Source organism: Paenibacillus larvae subsp. larvae (assembly GCF_002003265.1).
In the GTDB taxonomy this organism is placed as follows: domain Bacteria; phylum Bacillota; class Bacilli; order Paenibacillales; family NBRC-103111; genus Paenibacillus_H; species Paenibacillus_H larvae.
The window spans coordinates 740,772-757,158 of sequence record NZ_CP019687.1 but is presented as its reverse complement, the minus strand read 5'-3'; the positions used below and the strand labels follow the sequence as shown (position 1 = coordinate 757,158).

General features: G+C 44.6%; 14 protein-coding genes and 2 pseudogenes. 8 read left to right on the top strand and 8 right to left on the bottom strand.

Annotated elements, in window-relative coordinates:
- Positions 1-15: 15 nt before the first annotated feature.
- The 4 genes and pseudogenes from BXP28_RS04140 to BXP28_RS04130 all read left to right on the top strand — a co-directional run bounded on the left by BXP28_RS04140 (position 16) and on the right by BXP28_RS04130 (position 4,509).
- Complete coding sequence (locus BXP28_RS04140; protein WP_167552489.1) at positions 16-1,608, top strand: glycoside hydrolase family 84 protein; 1,593 nt, start codon at positions 16-18, stop codon at positions 1,606-1,608.
- Positions 1,578-1,688: pseudogene (locus tag BXP28_RS24925) on the top strand (hypothetical protein); the annotation flags it as partial. The gene BXP28_RS04140 and the pseudogene BXP28_RS24925, both read left to right, overlap by 31 nt.
- A 321-nt stretch (positions 1,689-2,009) precedes the next feature.
- Positions 2,010-2,561 carry a discoidin domain-containing protein gene (locus BXP28_RS04135; protein ID WP_077584902.1) on the top strand — a complete coding sequence of 184 codons (552 nt, stop codon included), beginning with the start codon at positions 2,010-2,012 and terminating at the stop codon, positions 2,559-2,561.
- A 442-nt stretch (positions 2,562-3,003) separates the two neighbouring features.
- Positions 3,004-4,509, top strand: coding sequence for a potassium/proton antiporter (locus tag BXP28_RS04130; protein ID WP_023483105.1), 1,506 nt, complete (start codon positions 3,004-3,006; stop codon positions 4,507-4,509).
- Positions 4,510-4,621: 112 nt separating this feature from the next.
- On the opposite strand, the gene BXP28_RS04125 is transcribed toward BXP28_RS04130, so the two are convergent.
- From BXP28_RS04125 to BXP28_RS04115, 4 genes and pseudogenes are all read right to left on the bottom strand, one after another.
- The gene (locus tag BXP28_RS04125) at positions 4,622-5,434 is read right to left on the bottom strand and encodes a DUF2935 domain-containing protein (RefSeq protein WP_023483106.1); all 813 of its coding nucleotides are present in this window, start codon (positions 5,432-5,434) and stop codon (positions 4,622-4,624) included.
- A gap of 140 nt (positions 5,435-5,574) precedes the next feature.
- A complete protein-coding gene (locus tag BXP28_RS24920) occupies positions 5,575-5,751 on the bottom strand; it encodes a hypothetical protein (RefSeq protein ID WP_309556450.1) in 177 nt (58 codons plus the stop codon).
- A gap of 237 nt (positions 5,752-5,988) precedes the next feature.
- Positions 5,989-6,852: pseudogene (locus BXP28_RS24915) on the bottom strand (lyase family protein); the annotation flags it as partial.
- Positions 6,853-7,053: 201 nt separating this feature from the next.
- Entirely contained in the window at positions 7,054-7,332 is a 279-nt protein-coding gene (locus BXP28_RS04115; protein ID WP_036654090.1) for a hypothetical protein, read from the bottom strand.
- Between the two features lie 198 nt (positions 7,333-7,530).
- On the opposite strand from BXP28_RS04115, the gene BXP28_RS04110 reads away from it, so the two are divergent.
- A complete protein-coding gene (locus tag BXP28_RS04110) occupies positions 7,531-8,211 on the top strand; it encodes a helix-turn-helix domain-containing protein (protein ID WP_036654089.1) in 681 nt (226 codons plus the stop codon).
- Positions 8,127-9,089 carry an IS3 family transposase gene (locus BXP28_RS04105; RefSeq protein ID WP_104932575.1) on the top strand — a complete coding sequence of 321 codons (963 nt, stop codon included), beginning with the start codon at positions 8,127-8,129 and terminating at the stop codon, positions 9,087-9,089. Before BXP28_RS04110 ends, BXP28_RS04105 begins: the two co-directional genes overlap by 85 nt.
- Positions 9,090-9,238: 149 nt before the next feature.
- On the opposite strand, the gene BXP28_RS24770 is transcribed toward BXP28_RS04105, so the two are convergent.
- Entirely contained in the window at positions 9,239-10,966 is a 1,728-nt protein-coding gene (locus tag BXP28_RS24770) for an ABC transporter permease/substrate binding protein (RefSeq protein ID WP_023484814.1), read from the bottom strand.
- Positions 10,963-12,162: a glycine betaine/L-proline ABC transporter ATP-binding protein ProV gene (proV, locus tag BXP28_RS04095; RefSeq protein ID WP_023484813.1), complete on the bottom strand. Its 1,200-nt coding sequence runs from the start codon at positions 12,160-12,162 to the stop codon at positions 10,963-10,965. Before proV ends, BXP28_RS24770 begins: the two co-directional genes overlap by 4 nt.
- A gap of 299 nt (positions 12,163-12,461) precedes the next feature.
- Here proV and BXP28_RS04090 point away from each other — a divergent pair, with 299 nt between their 5' ends.
- Positions 12,462-13,040, top strand: a complete 579-nt coding sequence (locus BXP28_RS04090; RefSeq protein ID WP_023484812.1) for a GbsR/MarR family transcriptional regulator — start codon at positions 12,462-12,464, stop codon at positions 13,038-13,040.
- 266 nt (positions 13,041-13,306) lie between these two features.
- Positions 13,307-14,791, top strand: coding sequence for an aldehyde dehydrogenase family protein (locus tag BXP28_RS04085; protein ID WP_036654086.1), 1,485 nt, complete (start codon positions 13,307-13,309; stop codon positions 14,789-14,791).
- A gap of 49 nt (positions 14,792-14,840) precedes the next feature.
- On the opposite strand, the gene spoIIP is transcribed toward BXP28_RS04085, so the two are convergent.
- Positions 14,841-16,013 carry a stage II sporulation protein P gene (gene spoIIP, locus BXP28_RS04080; protein ID WP_023484810.1) on the bottom strand — a complete coding sequence of 391 codons (1,173 nt, stop codon included), beginning with the start codon at positions 16,011-16,013 and terminating at the stop codon, positions 14,841-14,843.
- Positions 16,014-16,028: 15 nt separating this feature from the next.
- On the bottom strand, positions 16,029-16,208 hold the full coding sequence (locus tag BXP28_RS04075) for a hypothetical protein (RefSeq protein ID WP_036654081.1): 180 nt from the start codon (positions 16,206-16,208) through the stop codon (positions 16,029-16,031).
- Between the last annotated feature and the right edge of the window lie 179 nt (positions 16,209-16,387).

Here is a 16,387-nt window from a genome sequence, read left to right as displayed (position 1 = left end):
AAAGGAGGAAAAATGATGGAAAAGCTTGTTGTTCAAGAAACACCCGCTATTTTCCCAGTCCCTCGTTCCATGAAGATGGTTGGTTTAGGTTTTTTGTTGTCTTCGGTAGTTGGAATTGTTGCCGCAAAAGGAGCCGATCCGTCAGCTGTACGGGAAGTTGAGCAGACTTTGAAGGCCGCCGGTGTGAAGCGAATTGAGCATCACCCGGACCTGCTGTCCGGTAAAACTCCGGTTACTATTTTCATAGGAAGTGGAGTTGACCATCCCGCTTTCAAAAACGCTATTCATGCATTAAACCTGAATGTATCCGGCCTCCTTCCCAAAGAAGGATATCTTCTTGCCGCCGGACATGCCTTGTTGTCAAGAGGTATTGTTCTTTTAGCCGGTACGGACGCCCGTGCTACTTATTATGCTGCACAAACGTTTAGACAACTCATTCAAAGGAAAAATGGCCAGCCTTTTATTCCCGGCATTTTTCTTATTGATCATCCAGTTATGACTTACCGGGGAGCTATTGAAGGATTTTACGGAAAACCGTGGTCTCATCTGGACCGCCTGAGTCTCCTAACTTTTTTTGGGCGGCATAAGATGAATACGTATGTGTACGCCGCCAAGGACGATCCTTATTTAAGGGACAGATGGCGAGATTCATATCCCAAAGAAGAATTAAAGAAAATCCAGGAGCTTGTACAAGCATCCCGGGAACACCATATCGATTTTGTATACACCATTTCGCCGGGATTAGATATCTGTTTTTCGTGCGAGAAGGAATTCAAGCTTTTGATACAAAAGGCCGAGTCCATGTGGCAGATTGGGGTACGTCATTTCGCCCTGCTGCTCGATGATATATCCCTTGAAATGAAGTGCGAATCAGATAAAGACATGTTTGCCTCTTACAAAAGCCCGGCTGCTGCTGCTCATGCTTTCCTCCTGAACCGCTTTTATAAAGAATTTATTCTAACACACTCTCCCTCCAACAGCTTGTTGACCGTTCCTACCGATTATTACCAGGAAGAAACGACAGATTACCGGGAGTTATTCTCTGAGCTTGTCCATCCGGATATACGGGTTTACTGGACTGGTATAGGGATTGCTCCGGCCACAATCACCATAAAAGATGCTGATAAAATAAGTTCCATATTCAAGCACCCTTTACTTCTATGGGACAATTACCCTGTTACGGATTATATTCGCGAGCGCCTTTTCCTGGGGCCGCTAGAGGGCCGGGATGCCGGCCTAGCCGATCACGGAGTTATAGGCCTTACAGCTAATCCGATGGAACACGCTGAGTCCTCCAAGTTGGCATTATTCACAATTGCCGACTATGTTTGGAATCCAAAAGCCTATGACCCTTTTGTTTCATGGGAGGCAAGCCTTAAAGAATTTGGCGGTCCTGTTTACCCGGAACTGCGGAGATTTGCCGAAAATAACCTATCCTCTGCAGTCCGTGAAACCGAGTCTCCGACACTGACCAAGCTGATCCAAGCCCTGTGGAAATCATTAGATTCGGGTAAAGCGGAGAAGGAGGCAAGAACCCTTATTTTTGAGTTTTTACGACTTGAACAGCTCCCCAAAAAATTCTGGCTATTCAAAACAATAGCTTTCTGAGAGAGATTGAAGAATGGCTTCTTAAAATCAAGCATTACGGTATAGCAGGACAGGCATCTGTTCATCTCCTTACCGCTATAGCAGGGAATCTTCAGAAGGAAGCTAAAGAGTATCATAATCAGCTTCAAGAACAGCTGGCAAAAGATACGGTAGATGTATACGAACCCGTTACCCGTGCATCTTCACGCAAACTTGACGGCATTAACCGGATAAGAGGTACGAACGAGCTCATCCAGTATACTCCCGAATACGGCCCGCGGACAGAGACGAATGAGTGGGGATATGAAATAACCGTAAGGAATGGAAAAATTGTCAAACAAGGCGCTAATAATAATGAGATTCCCCCTGACGGATATGTCCTCAGCCTTCATTCGGAAGACTGGCTTAAGAACAACTCCATTGTGGGGGCAAAAGTTTCCATAGACCATTCTGAAGTGACCATACTGATTGAGAAAGGAATATATCCTGTCCCGAATAAAAAAGTGCTGGCCGCAGGAGTAATGGAGCCGTTCTTGAATAGGGTGTTGAAAGCGTATTCCCTTTGGAATGGAGGAGACGAAAATAAAGGCCCTTTCTCCTCACTATCCCCTTGGAAGGATTATAAACTTAGAAATATGACAGACGGGCGGCCAGATACGTTTTTTTGGAGCAATGGCGCACCTAAAGAGGGAGATTATGTCGGGGTTCACCTGGGACATAGGCAGGATATACACAGGATTGAGCTCTATATGGGCGCAGTAAATTCCGGTTCTCCCCAATACAATGACTATATCCATCAGGGTAAAATGGAAATTTCAGATAACGGATTCCACTGGATTTCCGTGGGAGCATTTACCGGACAAAGGGATATCATTATCGATCCTTCACCCGGAACCCAATGCAAAATGGTCCGTTTCCGGTGTACGTCCGAGCAAGTCGAGTGGGTCCAGATCCGTGAATTCACAGTTAAATAAATAAACCACAAAAGGTGCCCGCTGTTTTGATAGTGGACACCTTTGAACATGTAAACCGTCTGATTATATTTCCGGTTATTTCCTTATTTATGATTGTACAAGATGATCTTGCTCATTGACCACATCAGCAGATGCTCCCAAAAACAAGATGGACATCACTATTTTCATAACATGAATAAGCGGCTTCATCATAGCAATCTCATCTCCTGTTCTGTTTAAATTAATGAAATGTTCCTTATGATTTCATTCTAAAAAAAGAACAGTCTTCTATCCATCGAACAAGATGACACGCACTTACATTTCTGTAAGAAAATCTCCCCGTCCGGACAGATAGGATTAGATTCCATCCTCAATTCCATGTACAATAAATTCAGGGGTATATTTTTGTAAGGACAGGATACGGTACTACTACGATGTAAACCTGAGAAAGAAGGTGGACAACTTGGGCTTTGATGCAGATAGCTTTATTTTGCTATTCTCAGCCTTACTAATCATCGGTGTGCTTACCACCAAATTTTCTAACCGGATTGGACTGCCTTCCTTGGTCTTATATATCGCGGTTGGAATGATTTTAAATAAATTTATTTATTATGATAGTGCCTCGCTGACGAAGCTGTTTGGTATTCTGGCACTGATTATTATTATTTTTGAAGGCGGTCTTAATGCTAAATGGATCAGTATCCGAAAGGTCATTGTTCCAGCGGGTGTTCTGGCAACTATCGGTGTAATGATAACAGCAGGAATAGTCGGGATATTCGCCAAACTTATCCTCGGGTTATCCTGGCTGGAAGGGATGCTGTTTGGGGCTATTGTCGGTTCTACAGACGCCGCAGCGGTGTTTGCTGTCCTGGGTAATAAAAATATCCGTCCTAAATTAACCTCCACACTGGAAGCTGAATCCGGCACGAATGATCCTATGGCCATCTTTTTAACCACTTCACTTATTGCGTTTATCGAATCGCCTGATAACAGTCTGGGAATGCTCCTTCTCAGCTTCTTCTGGGAGATGGGTTTCGGTCTGGTCATGGGACTCATCATAGGCAAACTGGCCATATGGAGCATCAATAAAATCAACCTGGATTCTTCCGGCTTGTATCCGGTCTTTGCCATCGCTTTTGCCATTTCGACTTACAGTGTTACTACACTTCTTCACGGAAGCGGATTGCTCGCCGTTTATGTTATGGCTTTATGTCTTGGTAACTCCGATGTTACTTACAGGTTTTCTATCGTCCGGTTCAACGAGGGCTTTGCCTGGATGATGCAAATCCTTATGTTTGTTCTCTTAGGATTGCTCGTATTCCCGGACCAGCTTGTACATATTGTATGGCAGGGTCTTGCCTTGTCTTTCATTTTGATGATTATTGCCAGACCTATTGGTGTGGCGATCAGTATGATCGGATTTAACTTTACGGGAAAAGAGGTTCTCTTCTTATCCTGGGCGGGTCTTAGGGGAGCGGTACCGATTGTGCTTGCCACGTACCCGATGTTGGCCGGTCTTGAGAACAGCGGATTGATATTCAATGTAGTATTTTTCGTTGTTCTGACGTCGACACTCATCCAAGGAAGTACCATCTCACCTCTTGCCAATAAATTGAAACTGGTTGGAGAAAAAAAACCGAAAATTCCTCATAATCTGGAACTGGTTTCTCTTGGGAAAACAAATGCCGAAATTTATGGTTTCGAAATTGATAAACATTCAGGTATCGCTTATAAAAAAATTCAAGAAATTGATTTTCCAGAGGATACACTGATACAGACGATTATCCGGGGAAGTTCCTTTGTAACCCCTAAAGGTAGTACCACCATTGAACCGGGGGATCTTCTGTATATATTAGCCACGAAGGCACATCGGGAAAAAGTCAAGCAGCTTGTACTGGGTGATGAAGAGGGTGAGAGCCACGGGCAGGCTGAAAAGAAAACCGCCAGATGGTGGAGAAAATCGGGCTGAAATGGCGAAGAAACCCTTGCCTTGAGTCTTGTTCAAGAGCCTATAAAAAGGACAGTTCTCCTGCCTACGGAAAACTGTCTTTTTATATTTTATGTACTTTGCATAAAAACGCTCACCTTCCTATTCTCGGTTTTGCAGGATCGCACGCGGGCGGAGTCAGAGCCGTTACCTGGGACAATTTTAGCAAATAATAACATTCTTCTCTGGCCATATGGTCAATCATCAAAGGACTCAGCGTTCCTAAGGCTTCAAGACGGATGTCCATTTCTTTTAATTCCTCTAAAAACTTGCGGAATAAGACCATTTCCATTTCTACCTGGGAGTTGAACCTGTTTAAAGCCGGGAATTCCTGCAGCCTGGTCCTGACATAACCAACCAGTTCTACCGCTTTCAAATACAACCATTCGAAATGCTGGCCATACTCTTCTGTTAAAGCTTTCAAGCCCTTCTCCTGAGAATCCAGATTGGCATCCAGCGAATCTGCATGGCCGACAGCATCTTGAAGCCATACTAGATGATGATGCAAGGCATGATCTCTTGGCGGTTCCTTTCCTTCCGCCAGGGCACTTATCACATGAATCCCTTCTTCAGCTTCATTTACCATGTGATTAAGAAAGGTCGGTGATAGATGAAATTCAAAGGTCTCGGTCAACATTTTCCTTAACAGATAAAGTTTAAAAGTTCTGAGATGATATACCGCTTCCAGAGCCTCTTTATGCAGCTTTCGGAGTTCTCCTTCATCAGGCTTGGCATTAGCCCGGTCTGCCAGTGTATTAAACAGCCGGATAAAAGCCCCGGCTTGTTCAAGCTCCTGCTGGGCGTTAACGGTGAGAGCCCGGTTAATAAATCGGGCGTGATCCCCGAAAATTTCCATCCAAAACAGCTCTTCGAAAATCCCCTGTTCCCTGATATTGATAAGCTGCATGTCTTACCCCCCCAATATTTCCTGTTTCATATGTATGAGGGAAGAAAGCTTTGCATGACGATAGTCGGGAAAAGAAAAGACTGGGCAAGTTTTTATCATAAGTCTGTAAACACTGTTTTTGTCATTTAAAAAAGCCCGGCCTAGCCCAGGCTTTCCTCAACGAGCTGATTCCATTCCACTTCGTTAATTACCCCCGAAGCCAGGACCACTTCTTTCAACGGTTTTCTTTCCTGCAAGGATTGTTTGGCTAACCGGGACGCATGGTCATATCCGATCACGGGATTCAATAAGGTAACGAGGGACAGGCTTTGTTCCATCCACCATCGGCTTTGTTCTCTATTGGCTTCTATCCCTTTCAGGCACTTCGTGGAGAGAGATTTCATTGTCCTGGACAAAATACTTATAGAGAAAAGCACATTATGGGCAATAACCGGCATCATGACATTAATTTCAAGCTGCCCTCCAATCATGGCCGTCTGTATGGCCGTATCATTGCCAATAACCTGGCTGCAAACCATATAGGTCATCTCGGGAAGAACGGGATTGACTTTTCCGGGCATGATGGATGATCCCGGCTGGACGGCAGGCAAATTAATCTCGGCAAGTCCGGTGTGCAGGCCTGAGTTTAGAAGCCGCAAATCACTGGTCATTTTAATCAAGTGAACCGCAATTTCCCTTAGTAATCCGCTGACTCTAAGGGCAGCTGACGGATTTTGCATAAAGGCAAACCGGTTTGCAGTACTCCGAAAAGGTCTTCCTGTCCGCCTGGCAATCTCTTCGGTCATCAGCTCCGCATATTTTGGATGGGTATGAATACCAGTTCCCACGGCATTCCCGCCGATACCGATTTCAAGCAAGTCATCCATAACGGGAAGTATCCGTTACAAAACAGATTCAAATGTACCTGCATAACCTTCAAATTCCTGGCCCAGTCTCATAGGTACGGCATCTTGAAGATGAGTCCGACCAGATTTAGGCACCTGATGAAATTCCACTGATTTTTCTTTTAGTTTTTTAATCATATACCGAAAAGAAGGAAGCAGCTCTTCCTCTAGAGCATCATAAGTGGACATATAGATTGCTGTGGGGATTGTATCATTTGTGGACTGGCTCTTGTTCACATGATCATTTGGATGGATAATATCTTTCAGATCCCGGCCCACCCCCATGATTTCAAGCGCCCTGTTCGCAATAACTTCATTGGCATTCATGTTTTGAGAGGTACCTGCCCCGGCCTGATATACATCCACAACAAACTCCTGATCAAACCGGCCATCAATCACTTCCTCGGCTGCCTGAATAATCGGCTGTGTCAGCTCATCCGGAAGCAGGCCAAGCTTCTGGTGTACGAGAGCGGCGGCAGCTTTAATAATGCCCTGTGCTTTAATAAACCTTCTTGGGAGAGTTAATCCGCTTATCGCGAAATTTTCAACAGCCCGCTGGTTTGAGGACCAAAATATGCCTTTTCGGGTATCTCCACTTTTCCTAATGAATCTTCACTGACCCGCGTTAATCCGGATAAATTATTTGACATGTCATTCATCTGGCATCCCCCTTTATCAGAAACTTTTTTTAATCTGCTTTCCCTTTTTATTCTTATTCAAACAAATAACGTCCCGTTAAAGAAGAGCCTTAAGCGATAAATAAAATACGATCGCAGCGGTTATTACCCGGATGAACGAGTAAAGCCTCAGTCGGAATAAATTAGGATCTATCCGGTACAAGATGGAAACGAAGAGGAATACACCTGCTGCCAACAATACGATTCCTCCTGAACTTTCCATCGTTATTTGTATGCTGACATACGTATAAAGCGAATAAAGGAAGGCGAGTATACAATCGACAAAAAGCAATCGTGTAAATCTTCCCTCATCCATTTCCATATTAGTTTCGTTCATACTTTTTCAACCCCTTGTTTCTATTTTCACGTTAAACAGCAGGAATAACGTAACGGTTCAGGTTCAGTATAAAGCGTCTTTATTAGCAGAATATTAAAAAAAATAAAAAAGCCCCCTTTTGCAGATTGATATGCTCCCCTCATAGTAGACAGTAGAAAAAACAAAAACATCTACTCTACAATGATGGGAGTTTTTACAATGTCCAAAAGGAGTCCAACTTCTTTAGAGGTAAAGCTACGTGTCGTAAAGCGATGTCTTCAGAATGAGACAAACCCAAGTTATGAGGCGAAACAGCTGGGAATAGACAAAAACACGGTAACAGATTGGGTAAGGAAGTATAAAGCAGATGGTCTTGACGGATTAAAGGAATCCAGAGGATGTAAAGCTTACTCAGAGGATCTGCAGCTGGCTGCAATCAGAGATGTATTATCCGGTAGTCATTCTATACGAGAGGCGACAAAGAAGTATCATATTTCTAGTAAAAGTGTTTTGACGAGATGGATCTCCAAGTATACTAATGGGGTAGAAATAAAATCTACTCGTAAAGTATCTCGTATGAACAAAGGACGTAAAACCACTTTCGAAGAACGCATTGAAATTGCACAGTATACGATCGCAAACGATCTGGATTATCAGAAATCCATGGAGAAATATGATGTTTCTTATTCACAGGTGTACGCATGGGTTCGTAAATATAAATCTGGCGGTGAGGAAGCCCTCAAGGACAATCGCGGTCGTAACAAGCCTGCGGAAGAGTTGGATGATCATGAACGACTCAAGCTTCGGATCAAAGAATTAGAAGCACGGAACGAGTATTTAGAAATGGAGAACGCTCTGGCAAAAAAGTTGGCAGAGATCCGGCGACGACATACACGCTAACGTTAGTCCGACATGCAGACTGGTATCAAGCTATCCAAGAACTGCACGCTGAGAAAGGCTATGCCGTCACGAAGCTGTGCAAGCTAGCCGGAGTCGCTCGATCTGCCTATTATAAATGGCTAAAATGGAAACCATCCATCAGGGAACTTGAAATCCTTTCATTGGCGAAGGAAGTGAAACTTCGCTATGACAAGAGAAAGGGCGTACTTGGTTATCGTCAAATCCGCACACAATTGAACCGGAAACTCAAAAAGAGTTACAACAAAAAACGTTATTATCGAATCATGCGCGCTCTTGAATTAAAAGCGGTGATTCGCAGGAAACGACCGAATTACGTGAAATCCTCTGCAATACATGTGGCTGAAAATGGGATGAACCGCGGGTTTCACGCGGACTCTCCCAATTTAAAGTGGTGCACAGATGTCACAGAATTGAAGTATGGGAATGGTCGTAAAGCCTATCTGAGTGCTATCGTTGATGTATACGATAACTCCATCGTTTCATGGGTGTTAAGCCCCTCCAACAACAAAAAACTCGTCATGGATACGGTGAATAAGGCCTACTGGAGGAACCCGGGTGTGACTCCACTTCTGCATAGCGACAGAGGCTTCCAGTATACTTCACATGAATACAGTCTACTTCAGCTTAAGTACGGTTTTACTAAAAGTATGTCTCGGGTGAGCCGATGTCTAGATAATCAACCCATTGAACGATTTTGGGGTACATTTAAGGCAGAAAGCTTTTATCTAAGGAAACACGACACCTATGAAGACGTTCTCAAAGACGTGAGAAATTATATCCACTACTACAACAATTACCGCTATACAGAGCGTTTAAGTGGCCTGTCTCCCAGCGAATATCGAAAACAAGCTGCATAAAAATGAGAGAAGAAAATAAAACCCTCAGTTCAATTTAACAGAACTGAGGGAAACAAAATAACTGTTTTTGTTTTTTTACACTGTCTACTTGACAGGGGGCACTTCAGATGCAAAAGGGGGACTTAAATTTATACTCTACTTACTTCTTATCACTTCACAACTTCTATACCTTTCAGCCACTCATTAACTTGATCCGGATGATTTTGCACCCATTTGGCGGCAGCTTCCTCCGGTTCTGTCCCCGATTGAACATCCACCATTACTTCCTCCATGTCTTTTGGAGTCCAGTGGAATTGATCCAGGAACTGATAGGCGTCAGGTTTGTCTTCTTTCAATCCTTTTCGGACAACTGTATGAATCTGCTCATCCTCACCGTACGACTTTTTCGGATCATCCAGATATTTCAGATTCATCTTGGCAAACATCCAGTGAGGAGTCCAGCCGGTCACTACCATCGGCTGCTTGTTCTCATAAGCTTTAGTCAGCTCGGTAGTCATCGCTGCGGAAGAACTTTCAACGAGAGTCCAGTCACTTAAGCCATAATCCTTGAGAGCTTTTTGAGTAGCTTCCATGATACCGGCACCTGGCTCAATACCTATGATTTTACCGCCAAATTGATCTCTGACCTCCGGTTTTTTCAGATCTTCAATAGAATTAACATTCTCTAAATAGGATGGAACTACTAATCCCAGTTTCGTACCTTCCAGGTTAGCCCCCAATTCATCAAATTTGCCTTTGTTGGCATCATAGTAGCTTTTTGCCGTTCTTGGGAGCCAAGCGGCTACCATCGCATCTACACTGCCGTTAGAAACGCCGGTCCACATAGGTCCAATATCAACTTGCAGCATATCCACGTTATAGCCTAATTTGTCTTGGAGGACCACTTTAACCACATTTGTACTGGCAATTTCAGAGTCCCAGGCTACATAAGAAAGTTTAATTTGTTTGCCTGTTCCTCCCGTACTCATTACGTTTGTCAGAATCGCTGAAATTACAAGCGCTGCAAGTGAAACCCAAATGAGAGGTTTTTTCCAGCGTATTTGACCCTGTTTACGGCGGTTCACCACATTCTGGGTAAACCGGTCCAAAATGATAGCAAGAATAACAACGGCTACACCTGCTTCAAAGCCGGAACCGATTTTATTCTGCGTGACAGCACGATAAACATCGGATCCAAGACCTTGCGCCCCAATCATTGAAGAAATAACTACCATGGATAAGGACAGCATGATCGTCTGATTGATTCCTGCCATAATAGAAGGAACAGCCAGCGGCAGCTGAAGCTTGACGAGCTTCTGCATCGGTGTTGAACCAAACGCATCCGCCGCTTCAACTAAATCCATCGGAACTTGTCTGATCCCCAGATTGGTCAGACGAATCGTCGGGGGAATCGCAAATACAACCGATGCGATAACTCCCGGTACTACACCGAGCGAGAAGAATGATACGGCCGGCAGCAGATAAACGAATGCAGGCATTGTCTGCATGAAATCCAACAAAGGTGTGACAACTTTCTGGACACCATTCCTTCTTGCACAAAGAATCCCGATGGGTACACCCAGTACAATGGAAATGACAGCTGAAGTGAGAACCTGGGATAAGGTCATCATTGTATGATCCCAATATCCCAAATTAAACACTAGCAGCAGCCCGATGAACGTGAACAAAGCCATTCTCCAGCGTGCGACAGCCAGTATTATCAGAGAAAGAACTGCAATCATAACGAACCATGGCACACTCTGGAGCAGCCACTGGCATCCGTCCACCATACCGCCAATCACTGTTCGGATCACTTCGAACAAGCCGCCCAAAGTACTTTCCAGCCATGCCTCTAAACCTTCTACCCAACTTCCTAACGGTAACTTCGGAATACTCATCTATTCGCCTCACCTTCTAACTCGTTGTTTCCGGAGAGGGCGGCAAGCACCGATCCACGAATAATAATGCCAAGCAGTTTGTTCGTTTCATCTACTACAGCAACAGGAATTTTCGTGCTGCCTACCCGATCGAAAAGCTCATTGATTATTGTATCCGGTGATGCGGTCGGTACATCAGTAATTAAAATATCCTTAAGCTTCTTGCCTTCTTTCACAGCATTCATGGCATCTTCAGCTGTAATAGCCCCCAACAGTTTTCTGCTCGAGTCCACTACATACAGGTTCGATACACCCGTATCTCTCATGAATTGAAGAGCAACACGAGGTCCGCGTTCCAGCGTAATAGTCTCAGGTCTCTTCATGACATGAGAGGCTGTCAGCACCTTGGACAGATCTACATCTTCCACGAACCGTTCCACGTATTCATTTGCCGGATTCGTCATGATTTCTTCCGGTGTTCCAATCTGTACCACTACTCCATCTTTCATCAACGCAATGCGGTCACCTATTCGCAGTGCCTCATCCAGATCATGTGTAATGAATACAATCGTCTTCCTCATTTTGGATTGGAGCTCGATCAACTCATCCTGCATTTCCTTACGAATAAGCGGGTCAAGTGCACTGAATGCTTCATCCATAAGCAGAACGTCCGGATCATTCGCCAAGCCTCTGGCGATGCCGACCCTTTGCTGCATACCCCCGCTTAGTTCACGGGGCCTTGAATGTTCACGGCCCTTCAGGCCGACAAGTTCAAGAGCTTTTCGTGCTTTCTCCTCGCGCTCTTTTTTAGGCATCCCTTGAATTTCCATACCCAGTTCCACATTTTCAAGCACGGTACGGTGCGGGAATAAAGCAAAATTCTGGAATACCATGCTAATATTTTTGCGGCGAACCTCCCTGAGCTTCTCCTGACTTAATGTGACAATATCCTGTCCGTTAATAAGTACCTGTCCGGATGTAGGCTCAATGAGCCGGTTCAAAAGCCGGACGAGCGTCGATTTCCCGCTCCCCGAAAGACCCATAATAACAAAAATCTCACCGGCTTCAATCGAGAAACTTGCCTGATTTACGCCAACAGTGAGCCTAGTTTCCTCAAAGATTTTTTCTTTGCTCCATCCTTTATCCAATAAAGGTATAGCCCTTTTCGGATCACGTCCGAAAATCTTGGTAAGCTCTTTAACTTCAATAATGGGCAATTGCTTTCGCTCCTTTCCTGCTGCAAAAACGCCAGGCCGGAACTACCCGTTCCAATCCCTTTTGCAAACAAAATTACTTACATTAGTTTATTAATGAATCATTTCGGGTTCAAATAGTCTGAACTTCCGTAAGAAGTGTACAGTAAAAACTTTACGTACTTTCTGTACCGTATACTCCGTATATCTTACAATTTCATATCTACCTGACAGTTTACTTACGGAATCTTGCCTTCTAAACTACAAATAGGTACTATAAGATAGAAAAACTGAAGTGTGCCGCGTCCTAGGAGGAGACCAACATGAAAGATGAATTAGACGGGTTATCGGATCATCTGAAACAGGCGATTTTGAAATCCCGCCACCGCATTATAGAATCTGTCGGGAAAAATATGGATTTATATGGAGTTACCCACTCTGTAGGGCATTTATACGGCCTCATGTATTTTTCTGACGGTCCGGTAACGCTTGATGACATGCGGGAAGAAATGGGTATGAGCAAGACGAGCATGAGTACCGGCATGAGAACCCTCATGGATTTAAAAATGGTGAATAAAGTTTGGGGCAAGGGATGCAGAAAAGACTTATATGAAACCGAATTTGACTGGCACCAAAATTTTGTGGATTATTTTTCAATCAAATGGCGAAAATCAATGGAATCCAACACACATCAGTTATGTAAATCCTTATCTGAACTGGAAGTCTTACTTGAGCAGTATCAAAATGATGAAAAAGCCCGGGACATTCTGCTCCGCGATATAGACAAGATAAAACACGCGCTCAGCTATTATAGATGGCTCGACCAACTGATCCGTTCGATGGAAACCGGTGAAATCTTTACCTTTATCCCGAAGGAGATTCCCCCTTTCGAGAACGGTTAGTCTAATAAAACCTTATATAGCCAGGTTTCACTAACGTTAAGTCGGGACAACTTCCGGCGAAGCATAAGACAATCCAAAGAAGCCGCAGACATGATGTCTGTGGCTTTACTATTTATCCCAGACAATTGTTTTATTCGCTTCCGCTTGTCTTGTTATCAAAAACTTAAATAAAAAAATGAAATTGTACCCGCGTCCCATTATTTGGTATAATATCCTTATACATGAAGGGTCTGGACAGAACACTTTATTATATGGAGGTTGAAGAAATGCAAGCTACGGAATCCATGCATGAACGGGTACACTCCTTCTTACAAGGGACACGTAAGCTATTCATCAACGGCCAGTTTGTCGAGTCTGTGTCTGGAAAGACGTTTACAACCCCCAATCCAGCCACAGGTGAAATTCTCGCTGTCGTGAGCGAGGCTTCCGAAGAAGATGTAAATCTCGCCGTACAAGCAGCCAGACGTGCGTTTGACGAAGGCCCATGGTCCAAAATGAGCGGGGCTGAACGAAGCCGGCTCATGTACAAATTGGCTGATTTGATGGAGAACCATTTGGAAGCGCTTGCGCAGCTTGAGACCCTTGATAACGGAAAACCGATTAATGAAACAAGAAACGCGGACCTACCGCTATCTATCGAACATATTCGCTATTATGCGGGATGGGCTACCAAACTTGTCGGTCAAAGCATCCCGGTGGCGGGGGATTATTTTGCATATACCCGCCATGAACCCGTAGGTGTGGTCGGGCAGATTATCCCCTGGAACTTCCCTCTGCTTATGGCCATGTGGAAACTGGGAGCGGCTTTGGCAACAGGATGCACCGTTGTTTTAAAGCCTGCCGAACAGACTCCCCTTTCCGCCTTATACTTAGCCGAATTAATCCAGGAGGCCGGATTCCCTGACGGGGTCATTAACATTATTCCGGGATTTGGGGAAACCGCCGGGCAGGCACTGGTTGATCATCCTCTGGTTAACAAAATCGCCTTTACAGGGTCCACCGAAGTGGGAAAACTCATCATGAAGCAGGCTTCAGCCAGCTTAAAACGCGTTACTCTGGAGCTTGGGGGCAAATCCCCCAATATCATCCTGCCGGACGCTGATTTTAATAGAGCCATTCCCGGAGCTTTTAATGGCGTGATGTTCAATCAGGGCCAGGTATGCTGTGCCGGTTCCCGTCTGTTTGTACAGAAAAAAGCTTATGATAATGTCGTTGCGGATCTTGTTTCTTATTCCGAGAAACTGCGTCAGGGAGCGGGTCTAAACGCCGACACGCAAATTGGGCCTCTTGTTTCAGAGGAGCAGCAAAAACGGGTTCTCGGCTACATTGAGTCAGGCAAGGATGAGGGGGCGGAACTGCTCGCTGGCGGAGCCAATCCTTTTGAACAGGGATATTTTGTGGCTCCAACCATTTTCGCAAATGTTCGCGATGATATGACCATCGCCCGGGAAGAGATTTTTGGTCCGGTTATTTCGGCTATGCCTTTTGAAGATTTGGACGAAGTCATAGAAAGAGCCAACCGGACCGAGTATGGGCTCGCCGCAGGGCTCTGGACGGAAAATGTACGCAATGCCCATTATGTTGCCTCCAAACTCCGGGCCGGAACCGTATGGGTCAATTGTTATAACGTCTTTGACGCCTCTGCTCCTTTTGGCGGTTACAAACAATCCGGCCTTGGCCGCGAGATGGGCTCTTATGCATTAAACAACTATACAGAAGTTAAATGTGTATGGATTCATACCGGACAATAAATGATGTTCGCGCGAAACCGGTCTCTCTTCGAGACCGGTTTTCATATTTTTATCCTTTATTTTCCTCCGTTATTAATTCTTGAAATACTTCGGAAAGCACGTCAACTGTCCGATTACGTTCCTCCTCGTTATTTTCCACTCCGCCTATTTCAATCAGGCAGCTGTTTGCAGATATTTCCTGATTATAAATCCCGTTTCCCTGCTTCCTGTCTTTTCCGTAAATGCCCTTGGAAATGCCGGGATATTTATCATTCAGCTTGGTATGAATTTTTTTGGCGAATTCCTGATTTTTTTCCCAGTTCGGATTCTCAAGGCCGACAACAAAATAAAGCTGGGCATAATCTTTTCCGTTTATCGTTTTAGTTGTGGACTTACGGGGTCCGGAATCCCGGTGAATATCGATCAGGTAGCTCAGTCCCGGTTCTGTTGCCATGGCCTCTTTCACTACTTTTTTCGAATACTGATACGATTTTGAGCCTTTGTAATTTTCACCGTACATCGCATTATAATCCTCAAGGGAATGTATGACTCCAATCCCTTTCTCCTCCAAGTTCCGGCCCAGCCTGGTACCCAGTTCTGTTACATTTTTGGTTGGATGAAAAGCCGCATTTGCTTCTGTTCCTTCCGGTAGATCCGGAATCCATGATTCCCTGTTGTGGGAATGGTAAATCAATACCCGTTTTGGGAGCTCGTTTTTTTGTGGCTGAGGGGTAGTTTCAGGCTGTCTGGACGCTTCCGGCCCCTGTCCGGGTGTCGCCTCTGGTACTGGCGTACCTGCCGCCTCTCCATTATTTGTCTGAGCTTCGGTATCAGGCAGATCATCCGGCTGCGGATGGTCAATCGGATAATCTTCGTGAGGATCGGAGTTGCCTTTATAAAGCAGGATCATCCCATTCTCATTCAGACCGGGGATAGCAGCCCCCACAAACGTAATAGGGTCAAAGGGGTTAATATTCAGGACAAGTTTGGATAAAAAACTGGTCACATTTCCAAAGGTAAAGGTGTGAGGTTCTTTGCTGCTCTTCATATGAGGAACTTCCAAGGACACCATATCCCAAAAAAACCGGCTTGAAATCGAAGCAGCTTGTCCCATCATTGAGGTTGGGGTACGGCTCCATGCAGGTTGAACGATGGCCAGAAAAAGGGAAAACACTGTGATAAAGACCGCCGTCCCTCCCATCAGCAGCCCGTACAGTTTTCCTATTTTTATAAGCTCTTTCATGGATCTCCTCTCCAATTACTTAAATTCGGTAGATAATTCCTCGATAACTAGTTCAATGGAGGCAAGCTGCCCTTTTAAAAACTCTCGCTGGCTATCAAAATTCCCATTGTGAAGCTGATTCAGGATGACAGATTGCCTGATTTTCAAACGCCGGATGAAAGAATCAATTTTTTCACGTCTGTATGTCATTGCCATTGCGGAACCTCTCACCTCCTTATACAAATGTATGCAAAAGAAGGACAAACATGACCGGACATTTAGCTTTGGAAGCTCTTTGGAGATTCGGTTCAGGGGAATATGGGAATGTATACGGATTTGCCAAGTTTCTGATTCAACTGGTCTGTAAGGCAGTATAGAGGTACTTTATTTCACGA